The sequence below is a fragment of the Flavobacterium sp. 1 genome (genome assembly GCF_002797935.1).
Taxonomy (GTDB): Bacteria; Bacteroidota; Bacteroidia; order Flavobacteriales; family Flavobacteriaceae; genus Flavobacterium.
The window spans coordinates 3,584,380-3,602,015 of the sequence record NZ_PGER01000001.1; the positions used below are offsets into that span (position 1 = coordinate 3,584,380).

The window sequence follows — 17,636 nt, forward strand, 5'->3', positions numbered from 1 at the left end:
CTCAGTTTGTTAGATAACTTCACAGGCTTTATCATTCTGTTTTTTTGCATACGCCTTTGCGAGTCCAATTCCACGCAAAGGAGCTGAGACACAAAGTACACCGTATTTAAAACCAATAAAAAAAGCCAGAACCGTTTATCAGTTCCGACTTCTTGCAATCTATGAGTTTCGAATTCTTAAAGAAAAATTATTCCTTAGGCAGTATATCATCCATTTTATCATGCTTAATAATTTTGGCATTGACCATAAAATAAACATACTCGGCTATATTAGTGCAATGTTCAGAAATACGTTCTAAATGCTTTAAAACAATAACAAGATTCGTTCCCGAAACCACTGCTTTGGAGTTCACTTTCATTTCGTTGATAATATCATGAACAGCTTCATCGGTTTTATTTTTAATTTCTTTGTTCAAAACAAATATTTCACCAATTGTGCTTTCCTCACGGGTTATGAAACAATGGTTGGTCTTAACCGTAATCAATTCAACTAATTTAGAAATAGCAGCAATATTGAACTTTACGACCAAATCGTGTTTTTCCTTTATGTTTTTGGCTTTCTTTACAATGCTGACAGATAAATCGCCTATGCGTTCAATCTCATTGCTAATTTGCATTGCCGACATAATAAAACGCAAATCGGAAGCTACTGGTTGCTGCAAAGCAAAAATCCTTTGACAGATTTCGTCTATCTTGACATCCAGTTTATCAATTCTACTTTCCGTTTTTTTATAATTTTCTGCTCAGCCGTTTCTGGCTCCTGCAAAAGTATTTTAATGGCTTCGCTTACCTGACCCTCGGCCAAGTGTCCAATTTTTTCAATAATGCCTTTTAATTTTTCTAATTCTATTTCGAAATGTGTTGCCATCTTTTTTTATTTAAAATTTAATGATTTAAAAATTAAAAGATTCAAGAATTATGAAATTTTTCAATCTTTAAATCTTTTAATAATCACTTTTTATCCAAATCTTCCCGTTATATAATCTTCAGTTTGTTTTTGGACAGGATTTGTAAATATAGAATTTGTTTTACCCATTTCTATTAAATTCCCCATATAAAAGAAAGCAGTCTGGTCACTCGTTCTAGCCGCTTGCTGCATATTGTGAGTGACAATGATTATCGTATACTGCTCTTTTAACTGATGTATTAATTCCTCAATTTTCGAAGTAGAAATAGGATCTAATGCACTGGCTGGCTCATCCATTAAAATAATATCCGGGCTTACCGCCAATGTTCTTCCGATACACAAACGCTGCTGCTGTCCACCCGAAAGCCCAAGCGCAGAATCGTCCAAACGGTCTTTCAGCTCATCCCAAATAGCAGCTTGGCGCAAAGAAGTTTCCACAATTTCGTCCAATTGCGTTTTATCTTTTATTCCGTTGATGCGGGGACCATAGGCAATATTTTCATAAATGGATTTTGGAAAAGGATTCGATTTTTGAAAAACCATTCCAATCTTTTTTCGAATATTAACTACATCAACATTTTTATTATAAATGTCAACACCTTCTACAAGCATCTCTCCTGTAATAGAAACACTCGGAATCAAGTCATTCATTCTGTTAATGCATCTCAAAAAAGTTGATTTCCCGCAACCTGAAGGTCCAATCAGAGCTGTCACTTTATTGGCTGGAATTTCCATTGTGATTTCATTCAGTGCCTTTTTTTCACCATAATATAGTGACAAATCATTAACTTTTATTTTTATGTCTTTCATATTTTTTATAGGTTAAGTCTACTGTCGTTAAAAAGAATAAAAATTTATTTTTTTATTCTTAAATAATACCTTTCAAAACATCAACTTCTTAATACTTAATACTTATTTTGCTTTTCTTCTGATTCTTGCTCTAATGATTACTGCTACTACATTTAATGATAATGTCAAGATTAACAGTACTAATGTTGTAGCAAACTGTATCGGCATTGTTTTCTCCACATCAGAAGATTGGGTGGACATAATATAAATATGGTATCCCAAATTCATAAACTGATCACTCAAAGAACCTGGCAATGTAGCCAAATAATAAGCAGCTCCTGTAAACAGAATTGGTGCAACTTCGCCAGCTCCCCTGCTTACTGCAAGAATAGTTCCGGTCATAATTCCAGATACTGATTCCGGCAGAATCACTTTGCGGATAGTCTGCCATTTAGTTGCGCCAAGTGCCAAACTTGCTTCTCTCAATTCTCTTGGAATTGTTTTCAAAGCTTCTTCGACAGAAACAATAATAACAGGCAATGTCAATAAAGACATCGTTAAACTTGCCCAAAGAATATTAGGCTGTCCCCAGCGCAATTGACCATCGTTGAGAACGGTATCAGCGCCAGCTCCAATAAACTGTATAAAAAAACCAAGACCAAAAAGACCAAAAATAATAGAAGGAACAACAGCCAAAGTACGAACAGAGAATCGAACCGCTGCAGCAAATTTAGAGTTTTCACCAGCATATTCCGTTAAATAAAGAGCTGTTATTGTACCAAAAGGAACCGCTGCAATTGACATTACGATTACTAAAATAAAAGTTCCGATTATGGCTGGGAAAATTCCGCCTTCTGTCATTCCGTTAGTAGGAAAAGAAGAAATAAATTCCCAAGAAAATTTACTTCGCCCCTGATATACAATAATTCCCAAAATAATAAAAAGAATAGCAATGATAAGGATTACAGCCAATTGGGTCAACCCAATGAAAAATTTACCTTTTGCTTCCGAACCTCTTTTTTTACTGGAAAAAAAATGATTTTCTGTTTGATTTATAACTGTATCCATAATTATTTACCTTGGAATTTTTTCAATAATTTACCTTTAACATAAAACTCAGCCACCGCATTTAATGCAAAAGAGAAAATGAAAAGCAAAGAGCCAATAAAGAACAAAACACTGTAATGAGTTTCTCCAAAAACAGTTTCTGCCATTTCAGAACCAATAGTCGCTGCAAACGTACGCACGCTTTCAAAAGGATTGGCAGATACTAAAGCCGCATTTCCAGTTGCCATCAAAGCAATCATGGTTTCTCCAAAAACTCTTCCGATTCCTAATAACAGTGCTGCAAAAATACCTGGTGTTGCCGCTGGCAAGATCACAAAAAAAGCAGTTTGCCATTTACTGGCTCCTAAAGCCAAACTTGCTTCGGTATATGTTTTTGGCACAGCCGCCAATGCATCTTCCGAAATTGTATAAATAATTGGAATTGCTGCCAAAGCCATGGCTACTCCGCCAATAAAAGCATTCAGCCTGGAATCATATCCAAAAACATCCTGGAAGAAACTGGCCAATACCATCAGAGCAAAAAAACCAATAACTACTGATGGAAAAGCAGCAAGCATTTCGATAACAGGCTTAATTATTTCTTTAACTCTTTTTGATGCAAAACAGGAAGTGTATAAGGCCGCTAAAACTGCCAACGGACCAGCGATAAGCATAGCAATAATAGTCACTTTCAAAGTTCCGATTAACAGCCCTAACAACCCGAATCGAGGATTATCGGATACTGGAACCCATTCCGTAGTAAAAAATGTACTCCATGTTTTATCTTCACCCTCCTGATTTTGAGAAACAGCATCCATTGTTTCATCAGTTGACGGAACTGTTAAATCTTCTTTTGGGGCATCACCATACGATTCAGGTTTCAAATCATCATTGGAAACAGATTCTGAACCATAGGTTTCTGGCTTTAACTCTTCAGTTTCTGCGCCATACGTTTCCGGCTTCAGCTCTTCAGCAGTAGCTCCGTAAGATTCTGGTTTGTTAGTTTTAGCTTCAGCCTCAGTTAATGCTTTAGAATCTGCTCCAGAACTAAATAATGGCAATGATTCTTTAAAGACAAAAATGAAAATTAAAAAGATAACTGCTATGGATAAAAACGCAACTGATGAAATAATCTTTTCAGCAAGAAACTCAGAAATCCTGAATTGTTTCTTTAGGCTTTCTTCCGTAAAAGTCTTTGTTTTTGGAAATAATTTGGAATCCATTTTATTTATTTAGGAATTCATATGTAGACACTGTCTGCTTTTATTTTGTTTACGGGCAATTTACGGTTACGCTCATTTCGTATTTGGCAGACATAAATATCCCTCACTTCAATATATATAAAATGAGGGATCTTTTACTATTATTATTTTAACGGATAATATCCAACCTCAGCAATAAGAGTCTGACCTTCAGAACTCAAAATCCAGTCGATAAAAGCTTTAGCTTCTCCTGTTGGTTTTGATTTCAAATACATATACAAATATCTAGAAATTGGGTAAGTATGATTTTTAATTGTTGCTGCAGTTGGCAAAATGCCTGGGCTTTTGTCATCTTTCTTAACAGCACAATCTTTTACTCCTTCAGCATAAGCAGCACCACCGTATCCAATAGAAAATTTATCTTTTTTAACAGCATTTACAATAGCGGCAGTTCCTGGCAACGTTTGACAAGATGGAGAAAAATCAGTTCTAACCACATTGTCCTTAAAGAAACCAAAAGTTCCCGAACTGCTTTCTCTGCCATACAATTTGATTGGAGCATCAGGACCGCCAACTTCATTCCAGTTAGTAATTTTACCTGCGAAAATTTGGCCAATCTGTTTCAATGTAAGGGATGTAACCGGATTTGCTTTATTCAAATAAACAGACAAACCGTCTTTGGCACAAGGAATTTCAACTCCCATTGAATTGTATCTCGCTTTTAATTTTTCAATTTCAGATGCTTTGATAGGACGGCTGGAATTAGCGATATCCGTCGATCCGTTGATTAATGCTGCCAAACCTACTCCAGATCCTCCTCCTGTTACCTGAATAGAAGCTCCTGGGTTTTTCTTCATATATACTTCGGCCCATTTTTGAGACAAAATAACCATCGTATCAGAACCTTTAACTGTTACCTTATTTATAGTAGTGAATGAAAATCCAATAGTCATTACCGCTATTAAAAGAACTGCTATTTTAAATTTAGTTGTATTCATTTTAAGTGTCTTTTTTATTTTGGTACAAAAGTAAAACCGCTACGTTAAGTCTATGTTAAGTAAGCATTATTCAATCTTTACCATTTCATTCTTTTTACAATAATTTTACAATAAATAAAAAGTAGCTTAACTATTGAAAGTTTATTAGTACTGAATATCAATGATATAAAAAAATCATGCCTATAAAAACCAAAAGAGGCTATTTCACGAATTGTAAAATAGCCTCTTTTGTATAAATATTTTCAATGAAATCATTTTAGAAATTAACCTGAAATCTCAAAGTTGCTGTATTATTTCGAATATCATCATTATATATTCCTCCAATTGCAGTACTCGTTTCATTAATTGGCATTGTATATCCTAAACCTATTTTTGTATTGGTCGTAAAAAAGTAATGAAATGCAAATCCCCAAGTTTGAACTCTTAAATCATTTGCAACAGTCACATCATTTCCAGACAATTTTTTATTTGGATCGAATGAATCGTAACGGATTCCTCCTTGAAATTTTGTTCCAAAGTTTTTCTCTAATGTCACATAATAACCAATAAAATCTCTTTCTCCGCTAAAATTAAAAGAAGGATTATTGTTAATAATAGCACTTCCTGCAGTACCAGAAATAATCCCCGTATTAAACTCTGACTTCAAAGCAATACCGCCCAGAATATCATAGTACAATTGAAGTTCGCCACCAAACCATTGTTTTCTTAATTTGTCTCCAACAGCAGCTTGAAACGGTTTATTATCAGTATCACTGTAAGTACCAGCTGCAAAAACAGTATTTTTACCATAAAAAGCACTTCCTCCAAAATCAATTCCTAAACCTGTATTAGGGAATTTCAACGAATATGTCGCTCTTGCAACAAAATCTTTTTCGCTGTCAACATCGGCAACTTGATTAGCAATAGGACCCTCACCAAAGTTTCCATTGAATGCGGCGATTTGAATTTTTAAGGGAATTTCATATTGAGTAATGAAATTAGCTTCAACTTTTGCTCCCAAATCTCTTTCCTGCGGATACAAAATACCCGACATTCTGCTTCTTTCCAATAGAATTCTGTCTCTTGAAGAAAACTCAACTTCGTAATCCGGGCGGTTAAACTGTCCAACCCATAATTGAAACGTATTGATCCATGTATCATTCAATTGAACATACGCATCTTTGAGTGTTACTGCGCTGAAAGTAAAGTTAGGCTGCAAAACAAATGTCACACCTTCAATAGGCTGATAGGTGAATTTAACTCTGGCTCTTCTAATAACAAATGAATTATTTACATCAACTGTATTGGTTGATAATGGTACACTTGTTTCAGATGTTCCAGGTTTAAATTGAAAAAGACCTGTAGAGGTTGGTACATCCTGATAATTATACATATCAAACTGTACCTGCATATATCCTGATATTTTCAATTTGGACATTTTATCTACTTGCTCCTGCAATGGAGATAACTGCTCATTTAAAGCATCAAATTTTAATTGATGTTCATTAATAGACTGCTGCAATGAGTCAAGACTAATGGAGCTGATGGGTTTAATAGAATCATTTTCAACTTCTTGCGCATTAGCTATACCAAAACCAGACAACATTAATGCAACTATAACTTTTTTCATTTCTTTCTGATAAGAATGTTAATTTTGCAGCAAAGGTGATACTGCAATGTTAAGTTAAAGTTAACACAATGTTATTTAGATGATAATTTAATGTTAATGCGCTTTTTATGGAGAAATTTTAATTAAAAAATAAAAGTTATTTGCTTGAAAATCAGTTTTTTATATTTTATTTTAAATTTACTTTAAACGTTACCAAATCTTTAATTTAATTTCTTTTTTAAGCCAAATTGATCTGTAATGTAAGTCTTTTCTAAGGTAAAAGAAAAATCAGATCCTATTCCAAACTCACTTTCGACATATATTTTTTCTTTATGAGCTTCGATAATATGCTTCACTATAGAAAGCCCTAATCCTGAACCTCCTTCGGTTCTCGAACCGCTTTTATCTACTCTGTAAAACCTTTCAAAAAGGCGCGGTATGTTATGTGCTTCTATCCCTTCGCCATTATCAGAAATGCGTACCAAAACTTTTTTATTGGTTAAATTAACAATAGAAACTTCGGTCAAACCACCTTCTTTTCCGTATTTTATTGAATTCACAATTAAATTCTCAACCACTTGCTGAATTTTGTCTTTATCACCATTTACAAAAATGGGCTGAATATTATCATTTTCAAATGCCAAGGTAACATTCTTTTTATCGGCTTTCATTTCCAGTAAATCGAAAACATTTTGAATTAATTTCACAATATCAAATTTTGTAAAATCAAGATTTAAATCCCCAGATTCTAATTTGGTAATCATATCCAGATCTTCCACTATATAAATTAATCGCTCTACTCCTTTTTCGGCTCTTTTCAGGTATTTTTTACGAATGGATTTATCATCCATAGCGCCATCAATAAGTGTTGACAGATAACCTTGAACGGTAAATAATGGTGTTTTAAGCTCATGCGAAACGTTTCCTAAAAACTCTCTTCGATACACTTCGCGTATTTGAAGCATTTCGATTTCCAGCTTTTTGTCGGTAGCAAATTTCTTTACTTCCCGAGTTAATGTTTCCATATCAGTTGTAATGGGCTGATTGATAAAGGTACTTGACTCTAATAAGGAGACGTCATCGTAAATTTTCTTTACTCTTCGGTAAATAAACCGCTCCACTCGGTATTGCAAAACAAAAAATGTAAATACATAAACAAAAAAAAGGCTGATAAAACCAAACAGCAACATGCTCGAGAAAGAGGATTTGAACAGTATTACAGAAAAAATCATGCAAAACCCCGACACAAATAAACTGATATATAAAGCCGATTTTATAGCAAACTTGTAGCTTTTTTTGAAATTGATTTTCATTATTGATTTAGTGCGCGCATTATGGGTTGTTTGAAAAGAATTGAAACTTTGATTTCAGAAATATTTAAAATTCAAAGACGAAGATTCAAAGTTAAAAAATAGTTTTATAGTCTTTCCTAAACAATAGTATATTAATTCTCAATTTTGAGGCTTATTAATTTTTAAGCAGTTTTTAAAAACTTAGCATCTAAAAATTTAAACTTCAAACTTATACCCTACTCCTTTTATGGTTTTGAAAAGATCGTCGCCTATTTTTTCACGAAGTTTTCGGATGTGAACATCAATAGTCCTGCCGCCAACGACAACATCATTACCCCAAACTTTGTCTAAGATTTCTTCCCGCTTGAAAACTTTACCCGGCTTGGAAGCCAAAAGATAAAACAGCTCAAATTCCTTTCTTGGCAACGCAATTTCAAGGTTATCCTTTACGATTTTATACTCTTCACGGTTAATTTCTATACCTCCCACATTAAGTGTTTCGGCATTTTGATCCTGTTCTTTTAATCTTCTTAAAAGAGCTTTTACCTTAATAACCAGCAGTTTTGGTTTTATTGGCTTAGTAATATAATCATCAGCACCAGCATCAAAACCAGCTACTTGAGAATAATCCTCGCTTCTTGCTGTTAAAAAAGTAATGATGACATTATTCAGTTCAGGAATTTTTCTGATATGCTCACAGGCTTCCATTCCGTCCATTTCGGGCATCATGACATCCATTATAATAAGGCTTGGCAATTCTTTTTTGGCTTTTTCGATAGCTTCTTTACCATTAGCGGCCGTAACAATTTGGTATCCCTCCTGCGCTAAATTATAGCTTACAATTTCTAAAATATCCGGTTCATCATCAACCAGAAGGATCTTGGTGTTTCTTTTCTTCATATTTATTTAATGGCAAAAATTAAGTTTTTCAATTGTATTTACAAATCAGTAACATACAAAGACTTTTTATTGCAATGTAAAAGTACTAATAAACCACTTAGTATCAATGCCAAAAAAAGCGGACTTAACTATAATTTAATATGATAACAATTTCATAATAATTATGACATTCATTGATAACCTCATGTTAACACAAAGACTAGAATCCTGCCATTTATTTGCAGAAAATTAAATACTACTTAAAATGAAATTAAAATTTCTATTCTTTACACTATTTATTTGTGTTATAGGTTTCGCACAAAATACCGGAACTATAACAGGTGTTTTATTAGACAAAGACTCCAATAATCAGCCATTGCCATTTGCCAATGTTCTAATAAAAGGAACAAAAATCGGTGCTAATACTGATATTGACGGAAAATATTCTATTTCAGCCGCTCCAGGAAATTACACTATTCAATTTAGCTTTTTGGGCTATGAATCTGTAGAAATTCCTGTAACTGTAACCGCTAACGAAACTGTCACAGCGAACAGCTCTTTGGGATCCGGAAGCTATAAACTGAAAGACGTAGTCATCAAATCTAATGGTGGCGGAAGAGAAAAAGAAACGGCTTTATTATTGGAACAAAAAAATGCAATTGAAATGAAACAAGTTATTGGCGCTCAAGAGCTATCAAGAAAAGGAGTTTCTGATGCAGCTGCAGCAGTTGTAAAAACTTCAGGTGTAGCAAAATCTGAAGGAGTAAATAACGTTTTTGTGCGTGGACTAGGTGATCGTTATAATTCAACTTCCCTAAACGGTTTACCGCTTCCGTCTGAAGATCCTTTATACAAAAATATTTCTTTGGATTTCTTTCAATCAAACATCATTAAAAACATCAACATCAACAAAACATTTGGAGCTAATCTAAGTGGTGATAATTCTGGAGCAAATATTGATATTTCTTCAAAAGAATTAAATGAATCAAAATTACTAATTGTTTCTGCTGGTGGGGGATTTAACACTAACGCTACTTCGGCGAAAACCTTTTCTGTAGCCGATGGAGCATACAACTATTTTGGATTTCTTGAAAACGGAAGAAACCTTCCAATTACTGATTTAACTCGATACACATTTAATTCAAGTTTGAAAACAAACAGTGTTTCAACACCAATTAACGAAAACTTTAACATTGTTGCAGGCGGAAAATTCAATGTGGGAAAAAACAATAATACACTTTCGCTTTTTGGAGTAGCAAGCAACACGAATGACTATACTTACAAAACAGGTTTCGTAGGGCAAGCTACAAATACAGGTGATTACCAACAAAGAATGAACATGGAGCGTGCTGATTACAAAACCACGCAAACAATACTTGGAAATGTAAAATATAAGTATAAAAAAGGATATATTTCTGCAAATTCACTCTTCATACATAATAATTCACAATATGTTGGAAAATATTTAGGATATCATAAAGACATCAATGATAATCTTGGGGCTGAATCTGCTGAAAACTCACTAATAGTACGTCAGCAAAACAACAACAACAACCTGCTTTCTAACCAATTATTGTCAGAATATAAATTTAACGATAAAATCAGCATTAATGCAGGAGCGGTTTACAGTACTGTTCGCGGAACAGAACCAGACCGAAAAACAAATGCATACGCAATGAACACATCTGGAAACTACATTCTAAGTTCAAATTCACCTGGAGACAACAATCGTTATTTTTCTACATTAGACGAAAATGACTTTGGTGCAAACGCAGAAGCAGTTTACACAATTAATCCAAATGCAGATAAACAAATACAAATTGTCTTTGGTGGGAATTATAGAAAAACAGACCGTACCTTCAATTTTACTGAAATAGATTTCCAACAAGGTGGGTTAGCTATCGATCCTAACAATCCAGATGCAGTACTGAATCAAGCAAACCTTAATGCTGGTACATTCAATCTTATTACTTTATGGAACAATTCTAACTTAAACCCAATGTATTACATTGGTAATCGTAATATCGCAGCAGGTTACGCGCAGGTAGTTTACCCTGTTAACGAAAAACTTACCTTGCAGTTTGGTTTAAGAAACGAAAATATAAAACAAACAATTAACTGGGACACCAACATTACCAGTACAGTAACAGATCTAACTACAGCACCATCAATTATCGATAAAAATTATGTATTACCAAGTGCAAACCTAAAATACAGTTTTAACGAGAAAAATGCAATACGTATTTCTGCAAGTAAAACATACACAATGCCACAGTTTAAAGAAATGGCAAACTTCCTGTACAGCGATGTAAACTTTAACGAACGTGGAAACCCTTATTTAACTCCTTCTACAGTATATAATGGAGATATTAAATATGACTACTACCTATCTAAAAAAGAAATTATTTCGGTAGGAGCTTACTACAAATTTATCCAGGATCCAATCTTAAGAATGATTATGAATACACCCGGACTTGATTATTCTTATGTTAACACCAACAAAGCTTATGTTGCAGGTGCTGAAATTGAAGTACGTAAAACATTATATAGTATTGAAAGTGAAAAACATAAAAACGAATTCAATTTCGGATTAAATGCTTCATATTTATATAGTAAAGAAGATCAAACGGATGTAACAACAGGTCTTGTATCTGCCACTTTTACCCATAATACAGGTAAAATGCAAGGAGCTGCACCATTACTAGTAAACTCAGACATTAGCTTTAGCACAGATTCAGAAAACACTACCTTTTTATCTACCCTGGTATTTAATTATTTCTATGATAAAGTATATTCAGTAGGAACAACAGGTCGTGAAAATCTTATTGAAAGATCAGTTCCAACGTTGGATTTCATTAACCGCTTTGAATTTAAAAAAAGCAAGATGACCTTAAGCCTTGGCGCTCGCAACATACTTAATCCAAAATTCAGACTTACCCAACAAGCTACATCTAACCTAACTGGCTTAACTCAAGATGTACTAATCAGTAGCTATCGCAAAGGAGCAATTATTTCGATGGGACTTAACTGGCAATTATAATTTTTAAATCAAAAAATCAATTTAAATAACTAATCGCTGTTTTACAGATAAAAAAAGACAACCTAGAGTAAGGAAAATAATTTCAATATTAGATTTCGTAAACAAATTTGAATTTTAAAAAAAAATCTTAATCCTAATTTAAATTGAACTAAAATACATACATAATTTGTCGAAGCTAATAGTTTATTAATTAAAAAAAATCTATACAAACAACGGAGTTTATTGAAGCTATATAAAAATTACAATATCATAACCAGCCTTTAACTTCTTAATAACATTGGGTAAATATATTTGCAAAGGATTTAAAAAACGATTCAAAAATCAAAAAATGAAAAAAATGAAAAAATTTCTTATGCTTGCTATTGCAGCATCAATGGTAGCTTCTTGTAGTAGCGACGACAATAGTTCTGATACTAATACTGAAACAAAAGACGGTTACATATCATCACTAAAAGATCCTGATTATGATGTATCAAACCTAAAAGGAAAAATAAATGCAGATATTATATTACCTGCTGGAAACTATACATTAACAGGTCGTTTAATTGTAGTTGATGGTGCAACACTAACGGTTAGCCCAGGTGCTAAATTTATTGCAACTGCTACTGCAGGAACTGCTGCAACAAGTATATCTGTAGAAGTATTACGTGGAGGTAAAATTAATGCTGTAGGTACTGTTGCTGCTCCAATCGTTTTCACTTCTGCAAACAAAAAACCAGGTGACTGGATGGGTGTTTTCCTTTGTGGAAAAGCAACACTTGTAAATGCAGCTACAGGAACACGTGACGGGTCATTCACACAAACAACAGAACTAGGAGACGAGCTTTACGGCGGTAATGATGATGCTGATTCATCAGGACATTTAGAGTATGTAGAAATTGCTTATGCTGGTGCTCGTGTTAACGCTACAAAAGAAGGTAACAACCTTTCTCTTTATGCACAAGGTACAGGAACTATTCTTAAAAACCTTTTCTTACACGATGGTTCTGACGATAATATCGAATTCTTCGGAGGTCGTGTAAATGTTGAAAATGCACTTGTTGTAAACTCTGCTGATGACACGTTTGACTGGTGTTTAGGTTGGACTGGTACTGCTAAAAACATTATTGAGGTGCGTGAAGCAGCATTTACTGACATCACTAATGGTTCTGGTATGATGGAAGGTGACGGTGGATTTGCTGACCTTGCTTCTACTCCAGCTGTAACAACTAACTTATCTAACCCGACATTTACTAACCTTTCTGTAGGTGTGTATAACGCAAACGGTGTTGATTCAGGTTCTACAAGCGGTGCAGCTTATGCACTTCGTGCTGGTTTTACTTTCCGTACAGGTTGTAAAATTACTATTCAAAATGCAAAAGTTATTTGGGGTGCAGCAGCTGCTAACCCAGTAAATGGATTAATTAAATTTAACGATGGTACAGGATCAGCTCTTGCTGCAAATGTTAACATCAGTATAAACTATTCTGGAATCGATTTCAGAGGTTTATCAGGTGTAACTACAACAGCAGACAGTCCAAATCCTGGTGCTAACTACAACTTAAATGGTGCGTATCCAGCTTATTTAATTGGTGACTTCCAAAAACTAGTTTTCAACGCAACTGCTAATACAGGTGCTGATAAATCAGTTTTTGCTTGGACAAATTACGACTTCGCTACTAAAGCTCCTGGTCTATTTTAATAAGTTCTTAAAACAATATTTAGTATTAAATCCTTCGAAAATATTTTCGAAGGATTTTTTTTGTTTAGTATAATGCTAAAAAAAAATCTCTTAAAGCGTTAATCAATACATAATCAATTCAAATATAAATAGTTAGAAATTTACGATGTTTTTTTGGCGTAATTTTTGAGATCTTTAGTTTACTTGCTACAATGAAATCATGCGACGAAGAGAAACTAATTTAACTGGACTTGTATTATCAGAAACGATAACTGGATCAAGTATTTCATTAACAGCTGGAGCATGGGCTACAGTTGATGGAGTTAGTTTAATAAAATTAGAGTTAAATAAACATTAAAAACATCCTAATTCGTTAGGATGTTTTTTTTCTATTAAACTTTTTTATATCTTTACTACAACAAACTTAAGCTGATGGTAAAAAACTACTTTTATATTACTCTCTTAGCGGCTATTTTTTTTACTACTGATGCTTTAGCACAAGACAATAAACAGCCGAAAACACAAGAAGATTCTTCAATTGAAGGGTTAAGTTTGTACCCAAATCCTGTGGCTACCGGTAAAGTTTACATTACTTCAAAAAAAGACTCAGAAAAAGAGATTATTATTTTTGATGTGTTAGGCAAAAAGGTATTGCAAACCATAATTAGCACTAAAGAACTAAACATCTCAAATCTATCCCCAGGGATTTATATCATAAAAATAACAGAAGAAGGCGCCACTAGCAGCAGAAAACTAATAGTCCAATAATTCATCATAACAAAATTATAAAAGTTCCAAAAGTCTTTGGAACTTTTTTTATGCCCTCTTTTTAAAAACATAAATATCAAAAACTAAAAAAGGTCCAAAAAATAATATCTTTGCCCTCAAAAAAAAACTTGATTACAGCCAGCGACATATTTACCATTTCGAACCAGAAGCAATTTGAAAAAATAGCCCTAAAAGTGTTCCGCTTTCAATATGAAAATAATTTGGTGTATCAAGAGTTTTGCGATTTGCTAAAAACGAATCCGCAAAAAGTAAAATCGCTGCATCAAATACCGTTTTTACCTATTCAGTTTTTCAAAAGCCATAACGTTGTCTCAAACAACGATCCTATTCAGGCAACTTTTACCAGTAGTGGAACAACAGGAACCATAACGAGCAGACATTTGGTTACCGATGTTTCCATTTATGAAGAAAGCTATCGTAAAGGTTTTTCGCAATTTTACGGAAACATTGAGGATTATGTTGTCTTGGCTTTACTTCCTTCCTATCTTGAGAGAGAAGGTTCTTCATTGATTTATATGGTTGAAGATTTAATACAGTTAACCAACAACAGCGATAGCGGGTTTTACCTGAACAATCATGAGGAATTAATTCAAAAACTGGTTGATTTAGACCAAGCGGGGCAAAATGTAATTCTGATTGGGGTTACCTATGCTTTATTAGATTTAATCGAAAAAAGAACTTTCCAACTTCAGCACACCATTATCATGGAAACTGGCGGAATGAAAGGCAAACGCAAAGAAATGATTCGGGAAGAATTGCATGAACAGCTTTGCAATGGATTTGGCGTTACTGCCATCCATTCTGAATACGGAATGACCGAATTACTATCCCAGGCTTATTCGTTAGGGAACGGCGTATTTGAATGCCCTTCTTGGATGCAAATACACATTCGCGACACTGAAGATGCTTTAACTTATATAAACGACGGAAAAACCGGTGGAATTAACGTTATTGACTTGGCGAATATCAACTCTTGCTCATTCATTGCCACACAGGATTTGGGCAAAAAATATCCCAATACCACTTTCGAAGTATTGGGACGTTTTGATAATTCTGATATTCGGGGATGTAATTTGATGGTGATCTAAAACCAATTCAAACTTTCTCTCTTATTTAATTTCTAAAGAACTGGCTTCCAAATTTCTTCCTGAAACCTTTATCTTTATTGGGCTTTTCAAATTTTTTGTTTTAAGAACAATAGTCGCAATTCCCGCTTCGGCTTTTACTGGATTCTCTCCAATTAATGCTGCGTTTCCTTCCGTTAAAGCAAAAGTAACTTCGTCTGTTGCCGTTGGGATAATCGTTCCGTTGCTGTCTGTAATTTTTGCATAAACAAAAACCACATCTGGAGAATCTGGATTGATTGGCTTTGAAGAAACATCATAACTCAATTCTATTTTTGTACTGTTTCCAGGTGTTTTCACAACATCAGAAACTACTTTTTCGCCTTTGACAAATCCTTCAGCCCGCAAAGTGCCTGCGATAAACTTATCCATTTTGAAAACAAATGGAGGATGCTGCAATTTGTTGCTGTTATCGTTTATCAGGGGTTTTTCTTTGGCAACCAAAACATCATTCAAATACAAGGCCACTTCATCGCAATTACTGTAAACCGTCACATTCAAAGGTGAACTTTCTGTCCAATAACTGGCAATATTTACCATTGGGCCTGAAACTAATTTGGAATCCAAAACCACAGTGGCATCCCGTTGGCTTTGATAAAAATAGTACGCAAATTTGGGTATTCTAAAAATATCGCTTATTCCAGAACTTTCTAAATCATTGCTGTATCCGCGATTGTAATCGAACATTACCCAATTGGCTTCTCCAATGGTTTGTGCTCCTTTTCTATTCGAATTGGAGGCTTCCTGAAAATTATAGGCTTGCTGCAGTAATCGTTTTTCGCCAAAACCACGCAACTGTCGTGAGGTTCTCTCATCTTCCTTCAAATTGGCAAATTCGGTTTGATTGAATCCTGCATTTTGCGCATAATATTCCCAATCGCCGTATTCAGCTATGAAAATTTTTCGGTTTCCTTTGTTGTATTTAGTCCAATAATCGGGTGCTTTTCCATGTTGTCTGGCTGGAATAAAAATGTCGTAATTAGGATTATCAATCCAGCAAGCGGTATAATTATATGAAAAAGGTAATTCTTCTCTCAACGTTTTCGAGGCTTCTTTCATAAAGCTTTCGCTCATTTGGGTTTCGTTCAAAGAGGCTTCCCAAAAAATAATACTCGGATGATTGCGATCTCTTCTTGCCATTTCCCTAATGTCTTGAATAGCGTTTTTCTGAAAGGTTTCATTGCCAAAAAACTGCCAACCCGTTAAACTGTTCATCACCAAAATTCCCAATTCATCACAAGCATCCAAAAAAGCTTCGGCGTGTGGATAATGGGACATTCGTACAAAATCAAATCCTGCGTTTTTTATTTTTACGGCATCACGGTACTGCGCTTCGTCTGAAATGGCATAGCCCACATACGGATATTCCTGATGCTCATTGGTTCCTGTAATATATAATTTCTCGTCATTGAGATAATAGCCATCTTCTTTAATTTCGGATTTTCGAATACCTACTTTTTCTGAATAGCTGTCAACTATTTTGTTATTTACCAGCAACTGAACTTCAAGATGATATAAATTGGGTTTAGAAATTGACCACAATTTAGGGTTATCCACGACAATATTTTGCGTAATTGCTTTGTCCGAATTGGCATTTACGGTAAATTTTTCCGACTTGAATTCCAGTTTTTCTCCCTCATTATTGGTCAGGACACATTTTAACAAAGCGGTCTTTTCGACAGAAAATTCATTTTTTAAATGGACTTGAACCGCTCCTGAAGCTTTAATTTTGTTGATGTTTTCGAAATTTACATAAATTCCGCCACTGGCTTTTTTGTCGGCCTGAATCGCATTGGTAATGTATAATTTATTGGTTGTAACCAAATATACATTCCTGTAAATTCCGCCATAATAATTAAAATCCAAATCCTTTAACGGTTTCCCGGGAAGAAACTCTGGATTGTCTTCATTATTAACCTTGACCTTTATTATATTGTCTTTATTGGATTCCAAAAAGGGAGTGACATCTACCGTAAATGGCAAATAACCGCCTTTGTGATTGCTCACTTTGGTGTCGTTTATCCAAACATCGGCTTCCTGCATTACGCCTTCAAAATAAAGAAATACTTTCTGGTCTTTTGAATTGGATACCTGAAACTTTTTTTGATACCAACAGTTTCCTTGAAACTGATTATTAACCACCAAAGGTTCTATGTTTGCCGTATGCGGAATTGTGATTTTTTCCCAATCTGGATTTGTCTTATCTTCTTTTCTGAATTGCCAATCCATTCCAAAATTGACTTTGGTTCTGGTTTGTGCCTTTGTATCTCCAATAGAAAAAAGCAATACTAAAAGCAGTATGTTTTTAAAAATATATTTCAT

At 34.3% G+C, this 17,636-nt stretch carries 15 protein-coding genes; 5 read left to right on the top strand and 10 right to left on the bottom strand.

Annotated elements, in window-relative coordinates; all coding sequences use genetic code 11:
- Positions 1-187 precede the first annotated feature (187 nt).
- The 9 genes from phoU to CLU83_RS14530 form a co-directional block, all read right to left on the bottom strand.
- On the bottom strand, positions 188-712 hold the full coding sequence (gene phoU, locus CLU83_RS14495) for a phosphate signaling complex protein PhoU (RefSeq protein WP_369828806.1): 525 nt from the start codon (positions 710-712) through the stop codon (positions 188-190).
- Positions 688-867: a hypothetical protein gene (locus tag CLU83_RS22520; RefSeq protein ID WP_232727119.1), complete on the bottom strand. Its 180-nt coding sequence runs from the start codon at positions 865-867 to the stop codon at positions 688-690. Before CLU83_RS22520 ends, phoU begins: the two co-directional genes overlap by 25 nt.
- Before the next feature lie 90 nt (positions 868-957).
- Entirely contained in the window at positions 958-1,716 is a 759-nt protein-coding gene (pstB, locus tag CLU83_RS14500; protein ID WP_100432268.1) for a phosphate ABC transporter ATP-binding protein PstB, read from the bottom strand.
- A gap of 102 nt (positions 1,717-1,818) precedes the next feature.
- Entirely contained in the window at positions 1,819-2,763 is a 945-nt protein-coding gene (gene pstA, locus CLU83_RS14505; protein ID WP_100432269.1) for a phosphate ABC transporter permease PstA, read from the bottom strand.
- Positions 2,764-2,765: 2 nt separating this feature from the next.
- A complete protein-coding gene (pstC, locus tag CLU83_RS14510) occupies positions 2,766-3,965 on the bottom strand; it encodes a phosphate ABC transporter permease subunit PstC (RefSeq protein ID WP_100432270.1) in 1,200 nt (399 codons plus the stop codon).
- Positions 3,966-4,108: 143 nt separating this feature from the next.
- Positions 4,109-4,942: a phosphate ABC transporter substrate-binding protein gene (locus CLU83_RS14515; RefSeq protein WP_100432271.1), complete on the bottom strand. Its 834-nt coding sequence runs from the start codon at positions 4,940-4,942 to the stop codon at positions 4,109-4,111.
- A 256-nt stretch (positions 4,943-5,198) separates the two neighbouring features.
- Entirely contained in the window at positions 5,199-6,551 is a 1,353-nt protein-coding gene (locus CLU83_RS14520) for a hypothetical protein (RefSeq protein WP_100432272.1), read from the bottom strand.
- Between the two features lie 200 nt (positions 6,552-6,751).
- Entirely contained in the window at positions 6,752-7,843 is a 1,092-nt protein-coding gene (locus CLU83_RS14525; RefSeq protein ID WP_100432273.1) for a cell wall metabolism sensor histidine kinase WalK, read from the bottom strand.
- A gap of 195 nt (positions 7,844-8,038) precedes the next feature.
- Positions 8,039-8,722, bottom strand: coding sequence for a response regulator transcription factor (locus tag CLU83_RS14530; protein WP_100432274.1), 684 nt, complete (start codon positions 8,720-8,722; stop codon positions 8,039-8,041).
- A 244-nt stretch (positions 8,723-8,966) separates the two neighbouring features.
- Here CLU83_RS14530 and CLU83_RS14535 point away from each other — a divergent pair, with 244 nt between their 5' ends.
- From CLU83_RS14535 to CLU83_RS14550, 5 genes are all read left to right on the top strand, one after another.
- Positions 8,967-11,741: a TonB-dependent receptor gene (locus tag CLU83_RS14535; protein ID WP_100432275.1), complete on the top strand. Its 2,775-nt coding sequence runs from the start codon at positions 8,967-8,969 to the stop codon at positions 11,739-11,741.
- A gap of 337 nt (positions 11,742-12,078) precedes the next feature.
- Positions 12,079-13,422, top strand: a complete 1,344-nt coding sequence (locus CLU83_RS14540) for a hypothetical protein (protein ID WP_157802104.1) — start codon at positions 12,079-12,081, stop codon at positions 13,420-13,422.
- Positions 13,423-13,621: 199 nt separating this feature from the next.
- On the top strand, positions 13,622-13,759 hold the full coding sequence (locus tag CLU83_RS22140) for a hypothetical protein (protein WP_157802105.1): 138 nt from the start codon (positions 13,622-13,624) through the stop codon (positions 13,757-13,759).
- A gap of 74 nt (positions 13,760-13,833) precedes the next feature.
- A complete protein-coding gene (locus tag CLU83_RS14545) occupies positions 13,834-14,169 on the top strand; it encodes a T9SS type A sorting domain-containing protein (protein ID WP_100432277.1) in 336 nt (111 codons plus the stop codon).
- Between the two features lie 104 nt (positions 14,170-14,273).
- Positions 14,274-15,278 (top strand): acyl transferase, encoded by a 1,005-nt coding sequence (locus CLU83_RS14550; RefSeq protein WP_369828807.1) that lies wholly within the window; start codon positions 14,274-14,276, stop codon positions 15,276-15,278.
- Between the two features lie 21 nt (positions 15,279-15,299).
- Here the strand turns inward: CLU83_RS14550 and CLU83_RS14555 are convergent, their stop codons facing one another.
- Positions 15,300-17,636: a glycoside hydrolase family 2 TIM barrel-domain containing protein gene (locus tag CLU83_RS14555; protein WP_100432279.1), complete on the bottom strand. Its 2,337-nt coding sequence runs from the start codon at positions 17,634-17,636 to the stop codon at positions 15,300-15,302.

Bases quoted from the DNA above. Each gene is read 5' to 3' on its own strand.
- CLU83_RS14525 (WP_100432273.1), bottom strand. From the start codon at position 7,843: ATGAAAATCAATTTCAAAAAAAGCTACAAGTTTGCTATAAAATCGGCT.
- CLU83_RS22520 (WP_232727119.1), bottom strand. From the start codon at position 867: ATGGCAACACATTTCGAAATAGAATTAGAAAAATTAAAAGGCATTATT.
- pstA (WP_100432269.1), bottom strand. From the start codon at position 2,763: ATGGATACAGTTATAAATCAAACAGAAAATCATTTTTTTTCCAGTAAA.
- CLU83_RS14555 (WP_100432279.1), bottom strand. From the start codon at position 17,636: ATGAAATATATTTTTAAAAACATACTGCTTTTAGTATTGCTTTTTTCT.
- pstB (WP_100432268.1), bottom strand. From the start codon at position 1,716: ATGAAAGACATAAAAATAAAAGTTAATGATTTGTCACTATATTATGGT.
- CLU83_RS14515 (WP_100432271.1), bottom strand. From the start codon at position 4,942: ATGAATACAACTAAATTTAAAATAGCAGTTCTTTTAATAGCGGTAATG.
- CLU83_RS22140 (WP_157802105.1), top strand. From the start codon at position 13,622: ATGCGACGAAGAGAAACTAATTTAACTGGACTTGTATTATCAGAAACG.
- CLU83_RS14545 (WP_100432277.1), top strand. From the start codon at position 13,834: ATGGTAAAAAACTACTTTTATATTACTCTCTTAGCGGCTATTTTTTTT.
- CLU83_RS14535 (WP_100432275.1), top strand. From the start codon at position 8,967: ATGAAATTAAAATTTCTATTCTTTACACTATTTATTTGTGTTATAGGT.
- pstC (WP_100432270.1), bottom strand. From the start codon at position 3,965: ATGGATTCCAAATTATTTCCAAAAACAAAGACTTTTACGGAAGAAAGC.
- CLU83_RS14530 (WP_100432274.1), bottom strand. From the start codon at position 8,722: ATGAAGAAAAGAAACACCAAGATCCTTCTGGTTGATGATGAACCGGAT.
- CLU83_RS14520 (WP_100432272.1), bottom strand. From the start codon at position 6,551: ATGAAAAAAGTTATAGTTGCATTAATGTTGTCTGGTTTTGGTATAGCT.
- CLU83_RS14540 (WP_157802104.1), top strand. From the start codon at position 12,079: ATGAAAAAATTTCTTATGCTTGCTATTGCAGCATCAATGGTAGCTTCT.